We start from the raw sequence: 17,299 nt of genomic DNA, 5'->3' as shown, positions 1-17,299 counted from the left end.
GCCCGCCCCACCGCCGAGGTGAGCCCGACGCGCCCGAGGTACCGGAGCCGCCCGACTGACCCGGCTCAACAGGACTAGCGCCGGTTGCCGTGCACCCTTCGGTGGCTCCAGACGAGGAGCACGAGCAGGACGGTGCCGGAGAGGATCAGGCTGGATCCGGTGCTCCAACCGGAGAACGGCAGGCCGGCCAGCAGGCCCCACAACACCCCGGCGCCGATCAGGCCGAGACCGGCCAGGACCGAACCGAGGATCCGCCATCGCGAGGCGACGCTCGCCTCGGCCCCCTGCATCGCCCGCACCCGCACCGGTTCGACGTACCGCGTCACGGCGGGTACTGCCCGGGAGAACAGGATCAGGCCCGCGAGTACCAGCAGCAGCCCCGGGCCGGGCAGCACGAGCAGGATGACACCGACCACGACCAGAAAGCCCCCTCCGACGGCGAGGACCGCTCGCGCCAGCGGGTGCCTCACCCTCGCCGGTTCCTCGGCACCGGGCCGTCGCCGCTGTTCACCCATCCGCCCACCATAGTCCGGTCCGGTTTCACGGCCGCCGGGCGCCGCCGACCGCGCACGGTTTTTCACGTGCCCCGTCGCCATGCTCGTTCCATCACCGCGTCACGACGAACACCACCCTCGGAGGGCCGGCGCGTGCGTGCCCGCCGCGTCGCCGGGTCCCGGCCGGAGGCGGAACCCGCCCGCACCACCCGCCATCCCCTGGCCGCCACCGTACGCGGCCAGGTCGCCCACGCCGTCGACGGCCCGGCACCTCCCGGTGACCCGTTTCCGGTCCGGCCGACCGGGCAGGCGACCTGCATGGTTCGTATCGGGTACACGATGATGACCGAACAGGCCGGGCCCCGGCAGCTGGTGGCCGACGTGGTGCGGGCGGAACAGGTCGGGTTCGACTTCTCCGTCGCCTCGGACCACTCCTTCCCGTGGCTGGACGAGCAGGGGCACGCGCCGTACGTGTGGAGCGTCCTCGGCGCGGCGGCGCAGGCCACCGACCGGATCCCGCTGATGACCTGTGTGACCTGCCCGACCGTGCGCTACCACCCGGCGGTGGTGGCCCAGAAGGCGGCGACCGTCCAGCTGCTGTCCGAGGGCCGGTTCCGGCTCGGTCTGGGCTCGGGCGAGAACCTCAACGAGCACATCGTGGGCGGGGGCTGGCCGGCGGTGGACATCCGCCAGGCGATGCTGACCGAGGCGGTCGAGATCATCCGGGCCCTCTTCCACGGTGGCTACGTCAACTACCGTGGCCGGCACTTCCGAGTGGAGTCGGGGCGGCTGTGGGACCTGCCCGAACAGGCGCCGCCCATCGGTATCGCCGTCTCCGGCGAGCAGTCGTGCAGACTCGCGGGGGAACATGCCGACCTGGTGATCGCCGTCGAACCCGACCGGACGTTGCTGGACGCCTTCGACCGGCACGGCGGAGCCGGGAAACCCCGGGTGGGCCAGCTTCCGGTCTGCTACGACCCCGACCGGGACACGGCCGTCGCCCGTGCGCACGCCCAGTTCCGCTGGTTCGGCGGCGGCTGGAAGGTCAACGCCGAGCTGCCCGGCCCGGCCGCGTTCGCGGCTGCGAGCCGGTTCGTCCGCCCGGAGGACGTCGCCGCCTCCATCCCCTGCGGTGACGACGTCGACGCCTTCGTCGAAGCGGTGCGCGCCTACACGGACGCCGGATTCACCGAGGTCGCACTGGTCCAGGTCGGCGGCGACGCCCAACGGCCTTTCCTGGACTGGGCCGAGAAGTCCCTCCTGCCGGCACTACGGGAACTGTGACCCGGTGCTTCGCTTCGGATTCCGCGGGTGGCAGGGGCGCACGTGTGCTGGGCCCGGCACGGTGGCCTCACTGCTCGGCCGGTCCGTCTGAGCGCGCCGGTCCACCGGCGCGGCCGGGAGTCGCAGACCTGACCTCGTCCGGATGGCGTCCGGCGTTCAGGGGCACAGGGCGGTGGCGGACAGCGCCGTTCGCGCGCTGCCGCCCTCCGCGGACCGCCGTCCTCGCCGTGGCATCGGCCGCAGAACGGCATCCGGGCGGCCTGTGCGCGGCTGCGGCTCGGTGTCCCGTCGCCGCCGTCCGCCTCGCCCAACTCCCGCAGTCCACCACCGGCGAGCCGGGAGCGGGCCGCGGGGACGGCACGTGGTGGTCGGACCCGACGCTCGCTCTCGGGGGCCGGTGTCAGGAACTCCACTGGCGGTGGCGGGCACGCCAGCCGAGGGACGGACCGGCGCCCGAGTCGGCGACCGCGAGCAGCAGTCCGCCGCACATCGACAGGTTCTTCAGGAAGTGGATGCGCTGCTGGGCGCGTTCCTCGTCGTCCTTGATCTCCCAGAACCGGTGGCCGGCCAGGGTGACCGGGACCAGCGTCGCGGCCAGGGCGAGTGCGGCGGGCCGGGTGAGGCGGCCGGTGGCCAGCAACGCACCGGCCGCCAGCTGGGCCGCGGCGTTGAGCCGGATCGCGGTCCTGGTCCGCTGCGGAACGACGGGAAGGTGATCCGCCAGCGAGTCGACCACCGGTTCGGCGGTGGACTCCAGACGGGCGGGGTTCAGAACGGCATCGGCGCCTCCGTAGAGGAACATCGACGCGAGCATCGGTCGTGCACAGGCTCTCAAGATGGACATGTCGGGCGTCTTTCCGGTTCGGCAGGCGGTCAATCACAACGTCGGCGGCATCGGGCCGGGATCGCGGAGAACGGCGCGCCGCAATCCGTTGCGGACCGCAACTCGACGTGGCGGGTCGGTCGACACCGCGGCTCGCCGTCGGATGCCGTATGCGCGCTGCTGCTCAACGGGCCGGCCGGGGGCACCGCCGGCGCCCGCCGGGTGGGTTGCGGACGGAAGGCAGCTCCCGAGCGGTCCGAACCAGGTGTGAGGTCGCATCTCCCGGGCAGCCGCAACCGTAGGACCCCTTGTGCGAGCAGAAGGGCGCAGCACCGTGACCGAATACGAACTCTCCGCACGTCGCATCCTGACCGTTGTCACCAACTACGGCGTCGAGCAGGACGAACTGCTCGTCCCGAGCAGGCACCTGCGCGAAACAGGTGCGTCGGTGGACATCGCAGCCGTCACCCAGGACCCGGTCCGGACCCTGGTGGGCGACCAGAACCCCGGCGAACAGGTCCGGCCCACGCTGGCCCTGGCCGATGTCGACCAGTCCGGCTACGACCTGCTGGTGATCCCCGGTGGGACGCTCAACGCCGACGCCCTGCGGCTCGACGACACCGCGGTCGACCTGGTCCACGCCTTCGTGTCCTCGAACCGGCCGGTCGCCGCGATCTGCCACGGCCCCTTGCTGCTGGTCGAGGCCGGCGTACTGAAGGGCAAGACCCTGACCTCTTACGCCTCGTTGCGGACGGACGTCCTCAACGCCGGCGCCGACTGGGTCGACGCCCCGGTCGTCCGGGACGACACGGGCGGCTGGCCCCTGATCACCTCCCGGACGCCCCGCGACCTGGACGACTTCCTCGCCGAGATCGACAAGGCGCTGGCCTCGGCGGCCTGACCCACAGCGGCTCCGCCAGTGGACCCACTGCGCGCCCACGACGCCGGTGCGGGAAGGACTACAGGCGGCGCGCCGGTGGTCGGATCAGCGGCGGCCATGCCCTTCTGGCTGGTGGTGGGTCACTGCTGCCCGGCCGTGGGACCCGGTGGGGACGGTGCCGAGGCCGGAGAGGCTCCCGGTCCTGGGCAGTCGGGTGTGTGGCGGCACCGACCCCGGGTGGGCGCGCTACGGGAGCTGGACCTGCCCGCCGGATCGAGTACGACGGCGGGGATCTCGGTGCCTGAGCCGTCCGAACTCCGGCACGCCCGGGGAGCCTGGCCGCTGCTGGTGATCGGACTGCGGGTGCGGTGCGTGCTGGCGTTCCTGATCGGCCGGATCTTCTCCTGGTGAGGCTTCGCGCCGCGGCCGGCGACGGCCGGCTGCGCCGGGGCCGCGGGCCCTACGGCGGCGGGAGGAGGCTTCCCAGCGGGCCGAGGTCGAGGTTCAGGTCGGCACGGTTCAGGCCGTAGCGGGCGCAGAGGTCGTCCATCCGGTCGTGGAGGGCCATCAGGGTGGCACCCAGCCGCTCCTCCTGTTCCTCGCTGAGGTCCCCTGCGTCGACCCGGTGGAGGGCCTGGCGTTCCATCAGCTGCCGCAGGAGTTCGACCAGGGTGAGGACGAGCTGGACCAGGTCCCGTTCGAGGTTCTCCGGATCGGTGTTGATCCGGCGCGCCGGGTGCGGCTGCCGGTCCCGGGGTCGGCGGCCGTCCTCGCCGGGCGCCGGGAGCAGGCGGAACGCCCGGCCGGCGGCCGCGGAGATCTCCGCATAGCGAGCCGTAGGGCCCGTACGGCCTGCAGATCCCGTACGGCCCGGGTGGTCGGCACCGTGGCCGGCGTCCCGGGGGTTCATGGCGCGCCGCCGCCGGGGCGTCCGCGGTCCTGCTGCGGCGGCCACGGGGACAGGTCCTGGCCGGTGATCGAGACGATCAGGGCCCGCAGCGAGATCCGTACGAGGTCGATGTCGGCGACCGACAGCACGATGTCGCCGGTGAGGACGACACCGCCGCTCAGCAGCCGGTCGAGGAGGTCGATCAGGGCGATCCGCCGATCCGGCAGTGGCTCCTGTGACTCCTGTGACTCCTGCGACTGTTCATCGTTCATGGCGGCCCGTCACCGCCCGTCGGTGCGGTCGTCCGGCGGCAGGTCCGCGAAGGAGTACGGCGCCCACGGGCCGGTGACCTCGACCCGGATCCCGCTCAGGCCCTGCGCCGCCCGTAGCACCTGGGCACGGAACGCCTCGGCCCGGTCCTCGGGCACCAGGTACGCGTCGTTGACGACGTTCTCGCCCTCGCCTGCTCCCGTCCCGTCGCCGTGGACACGGTGGTGCGCCCGCGCCACGGCCAGGCCCGCCGCGGCCGTCTCCACCCGTACCGCCGCCTGCTCGGCGGCGCGGTAGCGCTCCGCGTGGCGGTCGCGCGCGGCCCGCCGGGAGTGCAGGTAGGCGCGGCCCGGACCGAGGTCCGACGACGGCGGCCGGTCGGGTACGGGTTCCCGGGCCGGGGCCGCCTCCAGGTAGATCTTGACCCCCCATTCGACCCGCGCTGCCAGGCGGTCGAGCCCCGCCCCGAACTCCGTCTGCCGGGCCGCCAGCACCCTGCGGACACCCTCGTCGTCGAAGTACACCGCCCCGAGGCGCAGCGGAAGGACGGTGGTTTGCTCGGCGAGCGCGGCGATGACGGCGTGGTGGGCGCGGGCGGTGGCTTCCAGCCACTGGATGTCTTCGAGGTGTGCGGCGAGGGCGTCCTCGCGGAAGTCGGCGGCGGGGACCCGGCTGATGGCTGCGGCGAGGCCGGGTACTTCGGCGTGGGCAGTGGCGCCTGTGGCTGCCTGAAGGAGCAGCACCGGGGCGCCGGCGATGCCGTGCGTGGCGGCGGCGGCACGGTCCAGGCGCTCGGAGTACCGGGCGATGGCGTAGGCGTAGACGACGGTGTCGGCCATCACTCCTCCCGGGTGCGGCGCGGGCGGGGGGCCGGATCGGAGCGCTTGGCGCGGGTGGGACGCCGGGCCGTGGTCTTCTCGGGGGCCGGCGGGAGGGGCGGGTCCGCCCGCAGTTCGGCGAGCTCGCTGCGCAGGCGTTCGTTCTCGAGTTCCAGTGCCGTGGCGTGGTCGGTGGCCGGAACGCGGTCGGTGGCCGGAAGGGGGTCGCCGCGGGCCCGGGAGGAGAGCGAGGGGTCGTGCTCCCACCAGTCGATCCCCATCTCCTTGGCCTTGTCGACGGAGGCGACCAGCAGGCGCAGTTTGATGGTGAGCAGTTCGATGTCGAGCAGGTTGATCTGGATGTCACCGGCGATGACGATGCCCTTGTCGAGGACGCGTTCGAGGATGTCGGCGAGGTTGGCGGAGGAGCCCTGGGCGTAGGGCGGTCCGGCTCGGGACGGGAGGGAGTCGAGCCTTTCGGCGATGGGTTGGGTCACGGCGGTTCGGCCTTCCTCTCCTGTCCTGGTTCGGGGTCCCGCCCATCTCGGTGGATCGGGCGGGGCGGGTCACAGGTCTCCGCGCTGCCACGCCTTGATCTCGTCCAAGCGGTCGAGGAGTTGGTCCTCCCTGCGGTCGAAGGTCTCCTCGTCGATGTCGCCGGCGAGTAGGGCCTGCTCCAGTTCGGCCAGTTCGCGTTCGACCGGCGCGGGGTCGTAGTACTGCTGCTCGGCTGCCTCCTGGATGCGTTCGGCGACCCACACGGCTCCGCGGACCGGGGCCAGCGGCAGGGTGAGGATCTGCGTGATCAGGCCCACGGCCGCCTCACCCACCTCATCCGCCTTACCTGTTCCACCTGTCTCACCTGTCTCAGACGAAGCTGTACGCGGGCAGCGGGCCGTTCAGCCGCAGGTCCACGCCGTCGCTGTCGCCCAGTTCGGCGGCGAGGCCCTTCCCGGCCGTCAGGAATGCGTCCTCGTCCTCCCGGGCGACGAGGAAGGAGATGGACAGGAAGACCTCGCCGGACGGCGGGGAGGACCGTTCGTCGCGTGCGTGGGGCCGCAGCGCCTGGGCGATTCCTGCGGCGAGTGCCTCCTGGCGGGCCCGGACCTCCTGGGCGACGAGTTCGCCGAGCGCCATCGGCGCGTCGGGTCCGGCGTTGCCGGACCTGATCCCGTCGTTGAGGCGCCGGGCCTCCGGCGACTCGGTCAGGATCCGGCGCAGCAACATCTCCTCGTCCTCGGTGGCCTTGAGGTGGAACTCGGCGCACCCCTCCAGGTCGTGCAGCCGGGCGGTGTACTGCTCGGCCCGTTCGATGAGTGCAGAGTGGACCGCGTCGTCGTCGGGGGCGGTGAAGCCGAAACGCAGCGGGAGTACCGTGCCGTCCGCCATGAGGCGTTGCTGTACGGCTTGGTGGGCGGCGAGGTCGCGGCGTTTGGCGCGCAGGTCGGTCGGGGCGTCGCTGACCACCGCGGTGAGCTTTCCGCCCTCGACGGTGCGCAGCGCGGCGGGGTCCGCACCGACCCCTGCGAGGCCGCGGAGGTCCAGCGGATGGGTGCCGGCGACGATGGAGTAGACGTAGACGGCCATGGTTCACTCCTCGCGGCGGCGGGCGGGCCGGCGGGTCGGGCGCGTGCGCTTCTCGGCGGGTTCCTTGTCCTCGTCGCGGTCGAGGTGCATGGCCTCGGTGACGGCCTCGACGGCACCGGTCAGTGCGCCCTTGCTCTTGCCCTTGGCTCCGCCTTCGGTGACCTCGCCGACGATGTCGGTCAGCTGGGCGGGTGCTTTGCGCCCGGATTCCAGGTCCAGCCGGTTGCAGGCCTCCGCGAAGCGCAGGTAGGTGTCCACGCTGGCGACCACGATCCGGGCGTCGATCTTGAGGATCTCGATCCCGACCAGGGAGACCCGGACGAAGACGTCGATGACCAGCCCACGGTCCAGGATGAGTTCGAGGATGTCGTACAGGTTGCCGGACCCTGCGCCGCCGGGTCCCGCGCCTCGGGAGACGCCTCCGCCTGCTGACTGCGGTACGACTGTCACGCTGGGCTCCGTTCCCGGTCGCCCGAAGCGGTGTACGGGCGGCCGTTCCTCTCGTCTCGATCACGGCCGGGCTGATGGCACCGGCACCGATGTCGGCAACGGTGCCGCGGTACCGGCGGCGGGCGCGCGGCCGGTCGCGGAGTGCGGGGCCGGTCGCGGGGCGCCGGGCTCAGAGCCGGTCGATCTGACCACGGCTGTAGCGGCGGGTGCGCTCGTAGGCCACCAGTTCGCCCTGTGCGTCGAGGGTGACCCGGTAGGTGGCCATCACGCTGGTGGTGGTGGGCACCCGTTCCAGTTCCAGTACCTCGACGTCGGCCTGCCAGCCGTCCTCGGTGGGTCTCACCGCCGAGACCGACTCCGGGGTCCGGCCGAGCAGTTCTTCGAGCTGCTCGGCCGCGTAGCGCAGGGCCCGCGGGGCGGACACCCGACGCGGCCGCCGACGCGGGGCGGTCCCCGCCCGTTCGGCGTCCGCGGCTCGGTCGCCGTCCTCGACGCGCCGGGGCTCCTCGGCGTGCCGAGTGTCCTCGGTGCGCCGGGTTCCGGCTCGCCGGGCCGAAGGAGCGCGGGCCGACGGGCCGTCGTGGTCGGGGGGACGCCGCGGCTTGCGCGCGGCTCCCCCGGGATCTGCGGCCATGAGCATCTCCGGGCTGTTGTACCGGTCGCACGCCTTCCCACCGCCGGGCCAGGCAAACGCGCGCACCTCGCATAGGAACGGCCAAGCTGGGAACACGCGATCGTGGGCGGGGTGCGGCATCCCGCACCACGATGTGTGTGTGCGAGTGCTGTCCTCCGCGCGAAACTCCTCGGCCCCGTGGGCCACTTCGCCTGGAGGTGAAGACCTCATGCATGACACCACCAAGATCGCTCTCGCCGCCGCGGTCGCCGGCGGCTATGTTCTCGGCCGCGCCAAGAAGGGACGGATGGCGTTCGCCGCGGCCACGTACCTGGCCGGACGCCGTTTCGGCCTCGACCCGCGTCAGCTGGCCACCGAAGGGCTGCGCAAGCTCGGCGAGGTCCCCCAGATGGCGGAGCTCAACGAACAGGTCCGCGGCGAGCTCCTCGAGACCGGCCGCCGCGCGGTGGCCGCTGCCGCCGACCGCCAGCTCTCCAACCTCGCCAACACCTTGCGCGACCGGACGCTGAGCATCGGTGCGAAGGAACAGGAACCGCAGGACGAGGACGAGACGGAGTACGACGACCAGTACGCGGACGACGAGGACGAGGGGGACTACGAGCCGGAGGACGAGGAGGACGACGAGGAGGCCGACGACGAGGAAGGGTACGGCCAGGAGGGTGAGGAGGAGGACGACGACGCCGAGGAGCAGCCGTCCGAGCCTCCCAAGCGCCGTCGAAGCGCACGCAAACCGGCCACGGACGAGGAGCCCGAACCCGAGCGCCCCCGGCGTCGGCGTACGAGCGCGAGCGCCGCAGCACCCCGTTCCCGCAGGCGGCCACAGAAGGAGGCGGACTCCGCCGAACCGGCGTCCGAGAAGCCCGAGAAACCCGCGCAGCGGAAGTCGCCTTCGCCCGCACGGCGGCCGGCGGCCAGGAGCAGCGCGGCGGCCGGTAAGAAGGCGGCGGCGCCGGCCCGGAAGCCGGCAGCCAAGAAGGCTGCGCCCGCCAAGAAGACGGCGACCGCGAGCCGCGCGAAGCCGGCCGCGAAGACGACAGCGGCCGCGAAACGGGCTCCGGCGAAGAAGGCGCCCGCCAAGCGCGCTCCCGCCAAGAAGAGCACCTCGGCGAAGAGCGGCACAGCGAAGACGGCGGCGCGGTCCGGGCGAGGGAGGGCATCATGACCACGACGGAACGCGGCTCCTCCCCCGCCACGGACGGTTCGGGCCTGGACAGGCTCCGCGAGGAGTTCGTGAACTTCCTGGGCGCGCAGGCCGAGCACCTCGCGGAGAAGGCCGGCGACAAGCTCACCGAGGTCACCGGCCAGCTCAGCGACGTCGCAGCCAACGGCGGCACCCTCCCGAAGGTCGGCGCCCGCGTCCTGCAAGGCGAGTCCCCGGTGAAGGCCCTGATCGGGGAGAAGGCCAAGAGCCTCAAGGACAACGTGGTCGGCAAGGTCAAGGAGGCCTTCGGCAAGGGCGGGAAGGGCGGCAAGAAGTCGGGCAGCACCAAGGTGATGAACATCGTCGAGGTGCTCGACGTGGGAGTTCCGCTGCGCCTGGCATACGACCGCTGGACTCAGTACGAGCAGTTCAGCGGGTTCACCAAGGGCGTGCGCAGCGTCAGCAAGGGCGACGACGTCAGCAGTGACTGGAAGGTCAAGGTGGGTCCCTCCACCAGGAGTTGGAAGGCCACGGTCCAGGAGCAGGTGCCGGACGAGCGGATCGTCTGGAGCTCGGAGGGCGCCAAGGGCACCACGCACGGCGCCGTCAGTTTCCACGAGCTGACGCCGACGCTGACCCGGTTGGTCCTGGTCGTCGAGTACTTCCCCTCGGGGTTCTTCGAGAAGACCGGCAACCTGTGGCGTGCCCAGGGTCGCCGCCTGCGGCTGGACTTCAAGAACTTCCAGCGCTACGTCACCTTCGGCGACGAGGAGGTCGACGGCTGGCGCGGCGAGATCCGCGACGGCGAGGTGGTCCGTACCCACGAGGAGGCCATGGAGGAGGAAGAGGCGGCCGACCAGGACGCGGAGGACACCGAGGAGTACGAGGACGAGGAGGACGAGGAGGCCGACCGACCGCAGGACCAGGAAGCGGACGAGGGCTACGACGACGAGGCCGAGGACGACTACCAGGACGAGGGCGACGAGGCCGATGGCCCGTACGCGGAGGACGAGGAGTACGGCGAGGAGGACGGGTACGAGGACGACGAGGACGAGGCCGAGGACGACCTGGATGCCGACCGGCCGAAGGCCCGGAGCGCCAGGCGCTGAGACGCCGCCGCCGGCGCCAAAGACCGGGCGGCGGCTCGTCAGTGCAGGTCGTAGCCACCGCGGCCGCGCCCTGCGCCTGCCCCGTCGAGCTGATGGGATCCGGCGTCGGGCCGAAGCCGGGGCGGCGACAGGCCGGGGCCGGGCCGTTGGTCAGGAGCGGTCGCCGGCGCCGCCGCGGGTGGGGGTGGAGGTGGGCCGGTGGCCGCCGGGGCGTGGTGTCTGCCGGGTGTCGTGGATGCTGTCGCGGGCGGCTACGCCGATCGCCTGGGGGGTGATACCGAACTCGGTGTAGAGGCTCTGATAGTCGGCGGAGGCGCCGTAGTGCTCCAGGCTGACGATCCGTCCCGCGTCGCCGACCACCTCGCGCCAGCCCTGTCCGACGGCGGCTTCGACGCTGACCCGGGCCCGCACCTGTGGCGGCAGGACCTGGTCCTGGTAGTCCTGGGGCTGGGCGGCGAACCACTCCCGGCACGGCATCGACACCACCCGTACGGCGAGTCCGTCGGCCGCCAGCAGGGTACGGGCGTCCAGGGCGAGGTGGACCTCGGAGCCGGTCGCGATGAGGATGACGTCCGGTGTCGCGCCGTGCGGCTCCTCGGCCAGGACGTATCCGCCCCGGGCCGCTTCGTGCGCGGGAGCGTACTCCCCGTGGTCGCGGTCCAGGACAGGCAGGTTCTGGCGGCTGAGGATGAGCCCGGCGGGGCGGTCGCGGTGTTCGAGAATGGTGCGCCAGCACGCGGTGGTCTCGTTGGCATCAGCGGGCCGCACGACGTCGAGGCCGGGGATGGCCCGCAGCGCGGCGAGGTGTTCGACGGGCTGGTGGGTGGGTCCGTCCTCGCCCAGGCCGATGGAGTCGTGGGTCCACACGTAGGTGGCCGGCAGCTGCATCAGCGCGGCCAGGCGCACGGCGGGGCGCATGTAGTCGGAGAAGGTCAGGAAGGTGCCGCCGTAGGGGCGGGTGAGGCTCTGCAGGGCGATGCCGTTGAGGATGGCGCCCATGGCGTGTTCGCGGATGCCGAAGTGCAGGGTGCGCCCGTAGGGGCTGCCTTTCCAGTTCTTGGTCTGGCGGTCGGTGGGGATGAAGGAGGGCTCGCCGTCCATGGTGGTGTTGTTGCTGCCGGCCAGGTCGGCGGAGCCGCCCCACAGCTCCGGCAGGATCGGGGCCAGCGCGGTGAGGATCTTGCCGGAGGCGGCGCGGGTGGCCATTCCCGTGGCGTCGGCGGGGAAGACCGGTAGTGCCGTGCGCCAGCCGTCGGGCAGCCGCTGCTCCTGCAAGCGGTCGAGCAGTGCGGCGCGCTCGGGGTTCGCCGTGCGCCAGGCCGTGAACTTCTGGTCCCACGCGGCGTGCGCCTGGCGGCCGCGGTCGGCCGCTTTCCGGGTGCGGGCCAGGACCGCGTCCTCGACGGTGAAGTGCTGCCCGGGGTCGAAGCCGAGCAGGGTCTTGGTTGCGGCGATCTCGTCCTCGCCCAGTGCGGAGCCGTGGGCCTTGCCGCTGTTCTGCTTGGTCGGGGCGGGCCAGCCGATCACGGTGCGCAGCATGATCAACGATGGCCGGTCCGTCTCGTCGCGGGCGGCTCGGGTGGCTGCCAGCAGCGCGTCGATGTCTTCGACATAGCGGGCGGTGCGGGTCCAGTCGATGGTCTGTACGTGCCAGCCGTAGGCGGCGAAGCGGGCCGGGACGTCTTCGCTGAAGGAGACGTCGGTGTCGTCCTCGATGGAGATGTGGTTGGAGTCGTAGAACACGGTGAGGTCGCCGAGTCGCTGGTGTCCGGCCAGGGAGGCGGCCTCGCTGGAGACGCCCTCCATCAGGTCGCCGTCGGAGGCGATGACGTAGACGTGGTGGTCGAAGGGGCTGGTGCCCGGCTCGGCATCGGGGTCGAGGAGCCCGCGTTCGCGGCGGGCCGCCATGGCCATGCCCACCGCGCCGGCCAGGCCTTGGCCGAGCGGGCCGGTAGTGATCTCGACGCCGCGGGTGTGCCGGTGCTCCGGGTGCCCCGGGGTGGCCGAGTCCCAGGTCCGGTACGCCTGGAGGTCCGACAGCTCCAGGCCGAAGCCGGCCAGGTACAGCTGGATGTAGAGCGTGAGGCTGGAGTGGCCGCAGGAGAGCACGAACCGGTCCCGTCCCAGCCACTGGTCGTCGTTCGGGTCGTAGCGCATGACGTTCTGGAACAGCAGGTAGGCCAGGGGCGCCAGGCTCATCGCCGTTCCCGGATGGCCGTTGCCGACCTTCTGGACCGCGTCGGCCGCCAGCAGCCGCACGGTGTCCACTGCCCGCACGTCCACCTCGTCCCACCCGGCCCGCCCCGCTACCGGATCCGCCAGGGACTCGTCGCGCCGCGCCGTGCCGCCGGAGTGCTCACTCGCCATGTCGTTGCTCCTTCGTCCGGGTCGATGCGCGCACGCCACGGATGACCGCGGCGCGGTCCCCGCTCTGCTGCCGTCCGTGGCGCGGCATTCGTTCCGCTCCAGTGAGGTGTCCAGGTACTCGGTGCTGGGCTCCGGCCGGCCCGGGACGGTCGGGGCAGCTGGGTTCGGTCCCCCGCTTCGCGTGGTCCACGGCCGTACAGAGCCCGGTCCGGCTGTCCTCGAACGTCGAGCCGGATCGACTCTCCCGCGGCGGACAGCGCGGTGAGCGGATCGGACGTGCCAGGAGCAGACATGCGGAGACCTTCCAGGGGGCGCGCCGCCGCTCGGCAGGAGGCCGGACCGCTGCTCGACACGTTGACCGTCCGGCGGACGGCTCGGTCGGCGGCGACACCGGCTCTGTGCTTCTCCCCGCTTTCGTCTGCGCCACTCTCCACTGCGGGACAGCATCCCCCGGAAGACGGAGCACGGCTCGGCCGAGCCCTCGGCCTGCTCTGCGAATGCGCGCCGCGGACCGGGCCGAGAAGTCCTCCTGCCAGCGCTACGGAAGCCTGACACTGGCCGGGCTCAGGCGTCCCTCAGCCGCTCGACCGCGTCCCCGCCGGCCAGACGGATCCGGACCAGGGCGGCGGCCAGCCGTGCGGTGTCGGTATCCGGGGCCAGTGTGCCCAAGCCGGCCGCGGTGTGCGGCAGCCCCAGGCCGGCTGCGGTCTCCCGGGTGCGGGCGTCGAAGGCCGGGCGCAGCTCCGGCCACGCCACCTGGGCCTCGCGGCAGTAGATCTCCGCTCCCACCGGGCCGATTCTCGGTACCTCCTGGAGGAGTTCGCGGATGGCCGGCGGTCGTCCGCCGGCCTCTTCCCGGAGCCGTCTGAGGTCACCTCGCCAGCGGTCGAGGACCAGGAGGGCACCGTCTCCGAGGGCGGTCGCGGTGCTCTCGTCGTACCGGACGTAGTGGGCGCGTCCCAGTGCGTCGACCCGTTGCTGCCAGCCGGAGTCGGCCATGGCGCGCGGTGTCCGCAGTCCGGCCGCGCGGAGCTCGCGGGCGGCGGCGGTGGCGGTCTGCGCCCTGATGCGGATCGAGCAGAGTGCGGAGAGGACCAGCAGCTGGTACAGAGGCGCGGGCTTGTCGCGGAGGGTGATTCCGGCCTCGTCCGCGTAGGTCCGGCCGTAGGCGTGCAGCAGGCGTTTCGTCAGTTCCTCGGGGCTCACCGGTCAGCCTCCTCGCATGCGGGCGATCCGGGGGTGCGGTTGCGTCTGCCCGGTGCTCCGCGGCGCATCCGGCCGATGCGGTGAGGTGGCCCGCGCAGCAGCGGGGCGGGCCCGGCGGTTGCGTCGGCTGCCGAAACCCGTCGGGATCCGCCCGCGCGCACCAGGACCGTTCAGTGGCCGAGGGCGTCGGCGAGCTGCTTCTTGGTCATCGTGGAGCGGCCGTGGATGTTGCGCTGCTTCGCCTCGTTGTACAGCTGTTCCTTCGTCGGGCCCTGGGAGCCGGAGTGCGACCGCAGGCCGCCGCGCCGCGAGGACGACATGTCGTGGATGGAGGAGCGGCTGGCGGTCCTCGACTCGCCGTGCCGGGCACGTTCCTTGTTCACGGTCCGCGCGGCGATCTCCTCCGCCCGCTTCTCGCTCTCGCCCCGGTCCAGGGCGCTGTCCTTGATGTGCTCGTACTGGCGTTCTCTCTTCTTGCTAGAACCGGCCGGCATGGCGACCTCTCCTTCTGGGCGGGATGGCACCGTGCGCCTACCCGGCCGGGCCACTCTCACCCCCGAGAGCCGGACCGAAGAGGCGGACCCGGGCGGCGGCAGCGCGGCCGGATGTCCGAGCCGCCCGCGCCACTGCAACGGCACCCCGTGCAAGAAGCCCCGCAGGGGGTGCGCGGCAGCTTCACCGGACGTCAGGCATGTTGGCCGGCCGTGCCGGTCCCGGCACCGCGGTGCCCGCGCCGGCCGGAAGCAGACACCGCTGCGCGACGCCTCGGGTGCCGATCACTGCGCGCCGCACGGACTCGTCGCGTACGCCTCCACGATCGGGGAGGTTCGCTGCCGGACAGTGGAAGTGCGCCGTCGGCGCGGTCGTGGACGGAGAGGGCGTGACGGCATGGCGTTCCAGCATCCCGCGCAGAAACGTCAGGACGGGCGACGGGGGCGGTTCGAGCGCTTCGCCGAGCTGGCGTCGAACTTCACCAGCTCGCCGCTGTTCGCACTGCACTCCGAGCGGAGGACCGAGCACGCCATCCGACGCAAGCTGGACGCGATCGCCCGCGCGATGCTGGAGCAGCAGGACGGCAAGCGCGGGCAGGCGCACGAGGACCTGAAGGCGGCGGTCGGCATGGAGGAACGCCTGTGAGCCGTGGCCCGGCGGTCAGGTCCGGGCAACGATGGCGGCGCGCAGCACACTGCGATGCCGAGGATGATCCGGACCAGGACGGCTGCGATCAGTGCGTCTCGCGGCGCTGCTTCATCTCGGCCTCGGCGATGTGGTTCCGGCCGCCCGCCAAGGCCTCCCGCACGATCCGTTCGACCTCGACGAAGCGGCGGTGGTAGCCGTCGTCGTAGGCCTCGACGATCTGGAAGGTCCACATGCCCGGGAGCACGTCGGCGCCTTGGACGTCACGTGCCACCAGATCGGCCTGGTCGCCGTGCCCGGCCTCCCGCAGTGCCCGGACGGCCTCGCCGACCGTCCGGTCCGCGGTGCCGGTCAGCTGGTGGAAGTCGTACAGCCGGCCCCGCGCCCGTACGGTCGTCTCCAATGCCTCGGAGAGCAGCCCCAGCGCTCTCACCGTGGCGTCGTCCGTCCGGGCCGGCCGGGTGTGCCGCCCGGCGCTGTCGTCCTCGGTCACCGAAGTCGAACCTTCCGTCTCATCAGGATCCGATCGGCAACCCGTCCCCCGCGGCGCCCGGTTCCAGTCCTGCCGGGGCGCCCGGTGGGCCGTTCGAGTTCCGCGGGCCTGCACGCGGGCGTCGGGCTCGCCGCGGCCATCCGTGTTTCGTTTTTCGGCCGGCGGCCGGGCAGCAGCGTTTCGTTCCGGGTGCTGCGCGACAGCCTGCGGCCGGGAAGGGTGGCGCAGAGGCGGCCGTCCGGCCGCGTCGATGGGAAGGAGCAGCGTTGGAGGACGGCCTTCGCATCACCTGCCACCAAGGCGACCACGGGGTCCGGATCGTGCGGCTGGACGGGGCCGCCGACATGGACACGGCCGGCGTGTTACGGGCTGCGCTGGACGAGGAACTCGGCTCTTCCCGTGCGCCGGAGGCCCTGGTGGTCGACTGCCGGCGACTGGACTTCTGTGCCTCGGCCGGGCTCAACGAGTTCCTCCGGGCCCGCCAGCTGGCCGTCCGCTGCGGGGCCACCTTCCGGCTCGCCGCCCCGCAGGCCCAGTTGGTCCGGTTGTTGCGTGTGACGGAGGTCGACACGGTCCTGGAGGTGGTACCGGCTGTCGGGTGCGCGCCGTCCTGACCGGGACAGGCGATTTCCCGCAGCGGTCAGCGGTGGTCCGCGGAGCCCCCCTTGAGGGTGAGTGAGGGCGCCTGGCCGTATGCGCGTCGGTAGGCGTCGGCGAAGCGGCCCGGGTGAGCGAATCCCCAGCGCATCGCGATCCCGGTGACGGTGGCACCACCGTACGGGTCCGCCGCACGGAGGTCGGCATGCGCCCGTTCCAGACGGACCCGGCGCAGGTACTGGGTGGGGGTGAGTCCGGCCAGGCGGCGGAACGCGTACTGCACGGCCCTCGGGGTCACCCGGGCGGCGTCCGCGATGTCGGCGAGTGTGAGGTCGCGGTTGGCGTTCTCCTCGATGTACGCGACCGCCCGCCGTAGCGTGTCGCTCCCGGCGTCGCGGGTGTCGACCCGCGCGGGGGCCGTCCGGGCGGTGTGCGGGAGCGCGGCCAGGACGGCGGCTGCCAGGTGCTGGGCCGCGGTGGCGAGGAGCAGTTCGCCCGGACGGTGGTCCGGATCGCCGAGCACTGCGTCCCGCAGGTAGCCGACGGCGGCGGTGAGGGTGCGGTTGCCGGCGGCGGTGGCGGGACGGGCGCCGGTCAGCCTGACCGGCCCGGGTCCAGCCGTTCCGCCGATCGCGGCCATCCGGTCCAGCAGGGCGGGGTCGAACATCGCGATGGTGTAGCGCGCCGCCCGGACCTCGCCCTGGTAGGGGCGGTCGGGCTGGGCCAGCAGGAAGGTCTCCCCCGGGCCGAACACGGTCTCGCGCCCGCCGGTCCGGTCCACCAGGGTGCCGGCGTGCATGCTGATCAGGCAGACCTTCCCGAGGCTGCCGGCGTCGTACCCCATGTCGTAGCCGATGGAGAGCCGGTCCACGCTCAGCGATCCCGCCGCGCGCCGGCGGATCCGGACCCGGGTGTCGCTCACCGGTCCGCCGATCCGCATCGGGGTGTACGCCGCCGACAGGAACGCCTCCGTCGCGTCCAGGCTCCCGCTGCGGAACTCCAAGGTCTCCATGGCCCCACCCTCCCGTACCGCGCCCGCCCGGTTGGACAGGCTACGCGGGTGCACGGTGGGGCGGTGCGCCGCTCGCGAAGGACTGCGCCGCCCGGGGCTCGCCGGGCG

Annotated in this window: 22 protein-coding genes; 7 read left to right on the top strand and 15 right to left on the bottom strand. The window is 72.6% G+C overall.

Going from position 1 to position 17,299, the window contains the following annotated elements; translation table 11 throughout:
* Positions 1–74: 74 nt before the first annotated feature.
* Entirely contained in the window at positions 75–470 is a 396-nt protein-coding gene (locus AA75_RS41205; RefSeq protein WP_033825625.1) for a PGPGW domain-containing protein, read from the bottom strand.
* A 342-nt stretch (positions 471–812) separates the two neighbouring features.
* On the opposite strand from AA75_RS41205, the gene AA75_RS41200 reads away from it, so the two are divergent.
* Positions 813–1,778 carry an LLM class F420-dependent oxidoreductase gene (locus AA75_RS41200; RefSeq protein ID WP_033825639.1) on the top strand — a complete coding sequence of 322 codons (966 nt, stop codon included), beginning with the start codon at positions 813–815 and terminating at the stop codon, positions 1,776–1,778.
* A 400-nt stretch (positions 1,779–2,178) separates the two neighbouring features.
* Here AA75_RS41200 and AA75_RS41195 read toward each other — a convergent pair whose 3' ends face one another.
* Entirely contained in the window at positions 2,179–2,580 is a 402-nt protein-coding gene (locus AA75_RS41195; protein ID WP_233289425.1) for a DoxX family membrane protein, read from the bottom strand.
* Positions 2,581–2,935: 355 nt separating this feature from the next.
* Here AA75_RS41195 and AA75_RS41190 point away from each other — a divergent pair, with 355 nt between their 5' ends.
* Both AA75_RS41190 and AA75_RS51555 read left to right on the top strand, forming a co-directional pair.
* Positions 2,936–3,502 (top strand): type 1 glutamine amidotransferase domain-containing protein, encoded by a 567-nt coding sequence (locus tag AA75_RS41190; RefSeq protein WP_033825624.1) that lies wholly within the window; start codon positions 2,936–2,938, stop codon positions 3,500–3,502.
* A gap of 216 nt (positions 3,503–3,718) precedes the next feature.
* A complete protein-coding gene (locus tag AA75_RS51555; protein WP_158515658.1) occupies positions 3,719–3,892 on the top strand; it encodes a hypothetical protein in 174 nt (57 codons plus the stop codon).
* A gap of 49 nt (positions 3,893–3,941) precedes the next feature.
* Here AA75_RS51555 and AA75_RS41185 read toward each other — a convergent pair whose 3' ends face one another.
* The 8 genes from AA75_RS41185 to AA75_RS53165 all read right to left on the bottom strand — a co-directional run bounded on the left by AA75_RS41185 (position 3,942) and on the right by AA75_RS53165 (position 7,919).
* Positions 3,942–4,391 carry a gas vesicle protein K gene (locus AA75_RS41185; RefSeq protein ID WP_033825623.1) on the bottom strand — a complete coding sequence of 150 codons (450 nt, stop codon included), beginning with the start codon at positions 4,389–4,391 and terminating at the stop codon, positions 3,942–3,944.
* A complete protein-coding gene (locus AA75_RS41180; RefSeq protein ID WP_033825622.1) occupies positions 4,388–4,642 on the bottom strand; it encodes a gas vesicle protein in 255 nt (84 codons plus the stop codon). The genes AA75_RS41185 and AA75_RS41180 overlap by 4 nt, the downstream gene beginning before the upstream one ends.
* Before the next feature lie 9 nt (positions 4,643–4,651).
* Complete coding sequence (locus AA75_RS41175) at positions 4,652–5,479, bottom strand: GvpL/GvpF family gas vesicle protein (RefSeq protein ID WP_033825621.1); 828 nt, start codon at positions 5,477–5,479, stop codon at positions 4,652–4,654.
* Entirely contained in the window at positions 5,479–5,955 is a 477-nt protein-coding gene (locus AA75_RS41170; protein ID WP_033825620.1) for a gas vesicle protein, read from the bottom strand. Before AA75_RS41170 ends, AA75_RS41175 begins: the two co-directional genes overlap by 1 nt.
* Positions 5,956–6,024: 69 nt before the next feature.
* The gene (locus tag AA75_RS41165) at positions 6,025–6,273 is read right to left on the bottom strand and encodes a gas vesicle protein GvpG (RefSeq protein ID WP_033825637.1); all 249 of its coding nucleotides are present in this window, start codon (positions 6,271–6,273) and stop codon (positions 6,025–6,027) included.
* Between the two features lie 52 nt (positions 6,274–6,325).
* A complete protein-coding gene (locus AA75_RS41160) occupies positions 6,326–7,045 on the bottom strand; it encodes a GvpL/GvpF family gas vesicle protein (protein WP_033825619.1) in 720 nt (239 codons plus the stop codon).
* 3 nt (positions 7,046–7,048) lie between these two features.
* Positions 7,049–7,495, bottom strand: coding sequence for a gas vesicle structural protein GvpA (locus AA75_RS41155; protein ID WP_033825618.1), 447 nt, complete (start codon positions 7,493–7,495; stop codon positions 7,049–7,051).
* Between the two features lie 169 nt (positions 7,496–7,664).
* The gene (locus AA75_RS53165) at positions 7,665–7,919 is read right to left on the bottom strand and encodes a gas vesicle protein (protein WP_233289426.1); all 255 of its coding nucleotides are present in this window, start codon (positions 7,917–7,919) and stop codon (positions 7,665–7,667) included.
* Between the two features lie 418 nt (positions 7,920–8,337).
* On the opposite strand from AA75_RS53165, the gene AA75_RS50500 reads away from it, so the two are divergent.
* Together AA75_RS50500 and AA75_RS41140 are read left to right on the top strand one after the other, a co-directional pair.
* Complete coding sequence (locus AA75_RS50500; protein WP_033825617.1) at positions 8,338–9,291, top strand: hypothetical protein; 954 nt, start codon at positions 8,338–8,340, stop codon at positions 9,289–9,291.
* Positions 9,288–10,379: an SRPBCC family protein gene (locus tag AA75_RS41140; RefSeq protein WP_033825616.1), complete on the top strand. Its 1,092-nt coding sequence runs from the start codon at positions 9,288–9,290 to the stop codon at positions 10,377–10,379. The genes AA75_RS50500 and AA75_RS41140 overlap by 4 nt, the downstream gene beginning before the upstream one ends.
* A gap of 150 nt (positions 10,380–10,529) precedes the next feature.
* Here the strand turns inward: AA75_RS41140 and tkt are convergent, their stop codons facing one another.
* From tkt to AA75_RS41125, 3 genes are all read right to left on the bottom strand, one after another.
* On the bottom strand, positions 10,530–12,746 hold the full coding sequence (gene tkt / locus AA75_RS41135) for a transketolase (RefSeq protein WP_033825615.1): 2,217 nt from the start codon (positions 12,744–12,746) through the stop codon (positions 10,530–10,532).
* A gap of 564 nt (positions 12,747–13,310) precedes the next feature.
* Positions 13,311–13,952 carry a hypothetical protein gene (locus AA75_RS41130; RefSeq protein ID WP_033825614.1) on the bottom strand — a complete coding sequence of 214 codons (642 nt, stop codon included), beginning with the start codon at positions 13,950–13,952 and terminating at the stop codon, positions 13,311–13,313.
* A gap of 170 nt (positions 13,953–14,122) precedes the next feature.
* Positions 14,123–14,446 (bottom strand): hypothetical protein, encoded by a 324-nt coding sequence (locus AA75_RS41125; RefSeq protein ID WP_033825613.1) that lies wholly within the window; start codon positions 14,444–14,446, stop codon positions 14,123–14,125.
* A 394-nt stretch (positions 14,447–14,840) separates the two neighbouring features.
* Between AA75_RS41125 and AA75_RS41120 the strand changes: the two genes are divergently transcribed.
* A complete protein-coding gene (locus tag AA75_RS41120) occupies positions 14,841–15,089 on the top strand; it encodes a hypothetical protein (protein ID WP_033825612.1) in 249 nt (82 codons plus the stop codon).
* Positions 15,090–15,177: 88 nt separating this feature from the next.
* Here the strand turns inward: AA75_RS41120 and AA75_RS41115 are convergent, their stop codons facing one another.
* Positions 15,178–15,582, bottom strand: a complete 405-nt coding sequence (locus AA75_RS41115; protein ID WP_033825611.1) for a hypothetical protein — start codon at positions 15,580–15,582, stop codon at positions 15,178–15,180.
* A 266-nt stretch (positions 15,583–15,848) separates the two neighbouring features.
* Here AA75_RS41115 and AA75_RS50495 point away from each other — a divergent pair, with 266 nt between their 5' ends.
* Positions 15,849–16,196 carry an STAS domain-containing protein gene (locus AA75_RS50495; RefSeq protein ID WP_051814295.1) on the top strand — a complete coding sequence of 116 codons (348 nt, stop codon included), beginning with the start codon at positions 15,849–15,851 and terminating at the stop codon, positions 16,194–16,196.
* 26 nt (positions 16,197–16,222) lie between these two features.
* On the opposite strand, the gene AA75_RS41105 is transcribed toward AA75_RS50495, so the two are convergent.
* Positions 16,223–17,191 (bottom strand): helix-turn-helix transcriptional regulator, encoded by a 969-nt coding sequence (locus AA75_RS41105; protein WP_033825610.1) that lies wholly within the window; start codon positions 17,189–17,191, stop codon positions 16,223–16,225.
* Positions 17,192–17,299 lie beyond the last annotated feature (108 nt).

Source organism: Kitasatospora sp. MBT63 (assembly GCF_000710465.2).
GTDB lineage: Bacteria > Actinomycetota > Actinomycetes > Streptomycetales > Streptomycetaceae > Kitasatospora.
Note: the sequence above shows the minus strand (reverse complement) of the source record. Positions and strands in the feature narration are given on the sequence as shown.

What these genes read in the sequence shown, in the direction of transcription:
- AA75_RS41200 (WP_033825639.1), top strand. Translation starts at nt 813, where the DNA reads ATGGTTCGTATCGGGTACACGATGATGACCGAACAGGCCGGGCCCCGG.
- AA75_RS41195 (WP_233289425.1), bottom strand. Translation starts at nt 2,580, where the DNA reads ATGTTCCTCTACGGAGGCGCCGATGCCGTTCTGAACCCCGCCCGTCTG.
- AA75_RS41185 (WP_033825623.1), bottom strand. Translation starts at nt 4,391, where the DNA reads ATGAACCCCCGGGACGCCGGCCACGGTGCCGACCACCCGGGCCGTACG.
- AA75_RS41180 (WP_033825622.1), bottom strand. Translation starts at nt 4,642, where the DNA reads ATGAACGATGAACAGTCGCAGGAGTCACAGGAGTCACAGGAGCCACTG.
- AA75_RS41175 (WP_033825621.1), bottom strand. Translation starts at nt 5,479, where the DNA reads ATGGCCGACACCGTCGTCTACGCCTACGCCATCGCCCGGTACTCCGAG.
- AA75_RS41160 (WP_033825619.1), bottom strand. Translation starts at nt 7,045, where the DNA reads ATGGCCGTCTACGTCTACTCCATCGTCGCCGGCACCCATCCGCTGGAC.
- AA75_RS50500 (WP_033825617.1), top strand. Translation starts at nt 8,338, where the DNA reads ATGCATGACACCACCAAGATCGCTCTCGCCGCCGCGGTCGCCGGCGGC.
- AA75_RS41140 (WP_033825616.1), top strand. Translation starts at nt 9,288, where the DNA reads ATGACCACGACGGAACGCGGCTCCTCCCCCGCCACGGACGGTTCGGGC.
- tkt (WP_033825615.1), bottom strand. Translation starts at nt 12,746, where the DNA reads ATGGCGAGTGAGCACTCCGGCGGCACGGCGCGGCGCGACGAGTCCCTG.
- AA75_RS41125 (WP_033825613.1), bottom strand. Translation starts at nt 14,446, where the DNA reads ATGCCGGCCGGTTCTAGCAAGAAGAGAGAACGCCAGTACGAGCACATC.
- AA75_RS41120 (WP_033825612.1), top strand. Translation starts at nt 14,841, where the DNA reads ATGGCGTTCCAGCATCCCGCGCAGAAACGTCAGGACGGGCGACGGGGG.
- AA75_RS41105 (WP_033825610.1), bottom strand. Translation starts at nt 17,191, where the DNA reads ATGGAGACCTTGGAGTTCCGCAGCGGGAGCCTGGACGCGACGGAGGCG.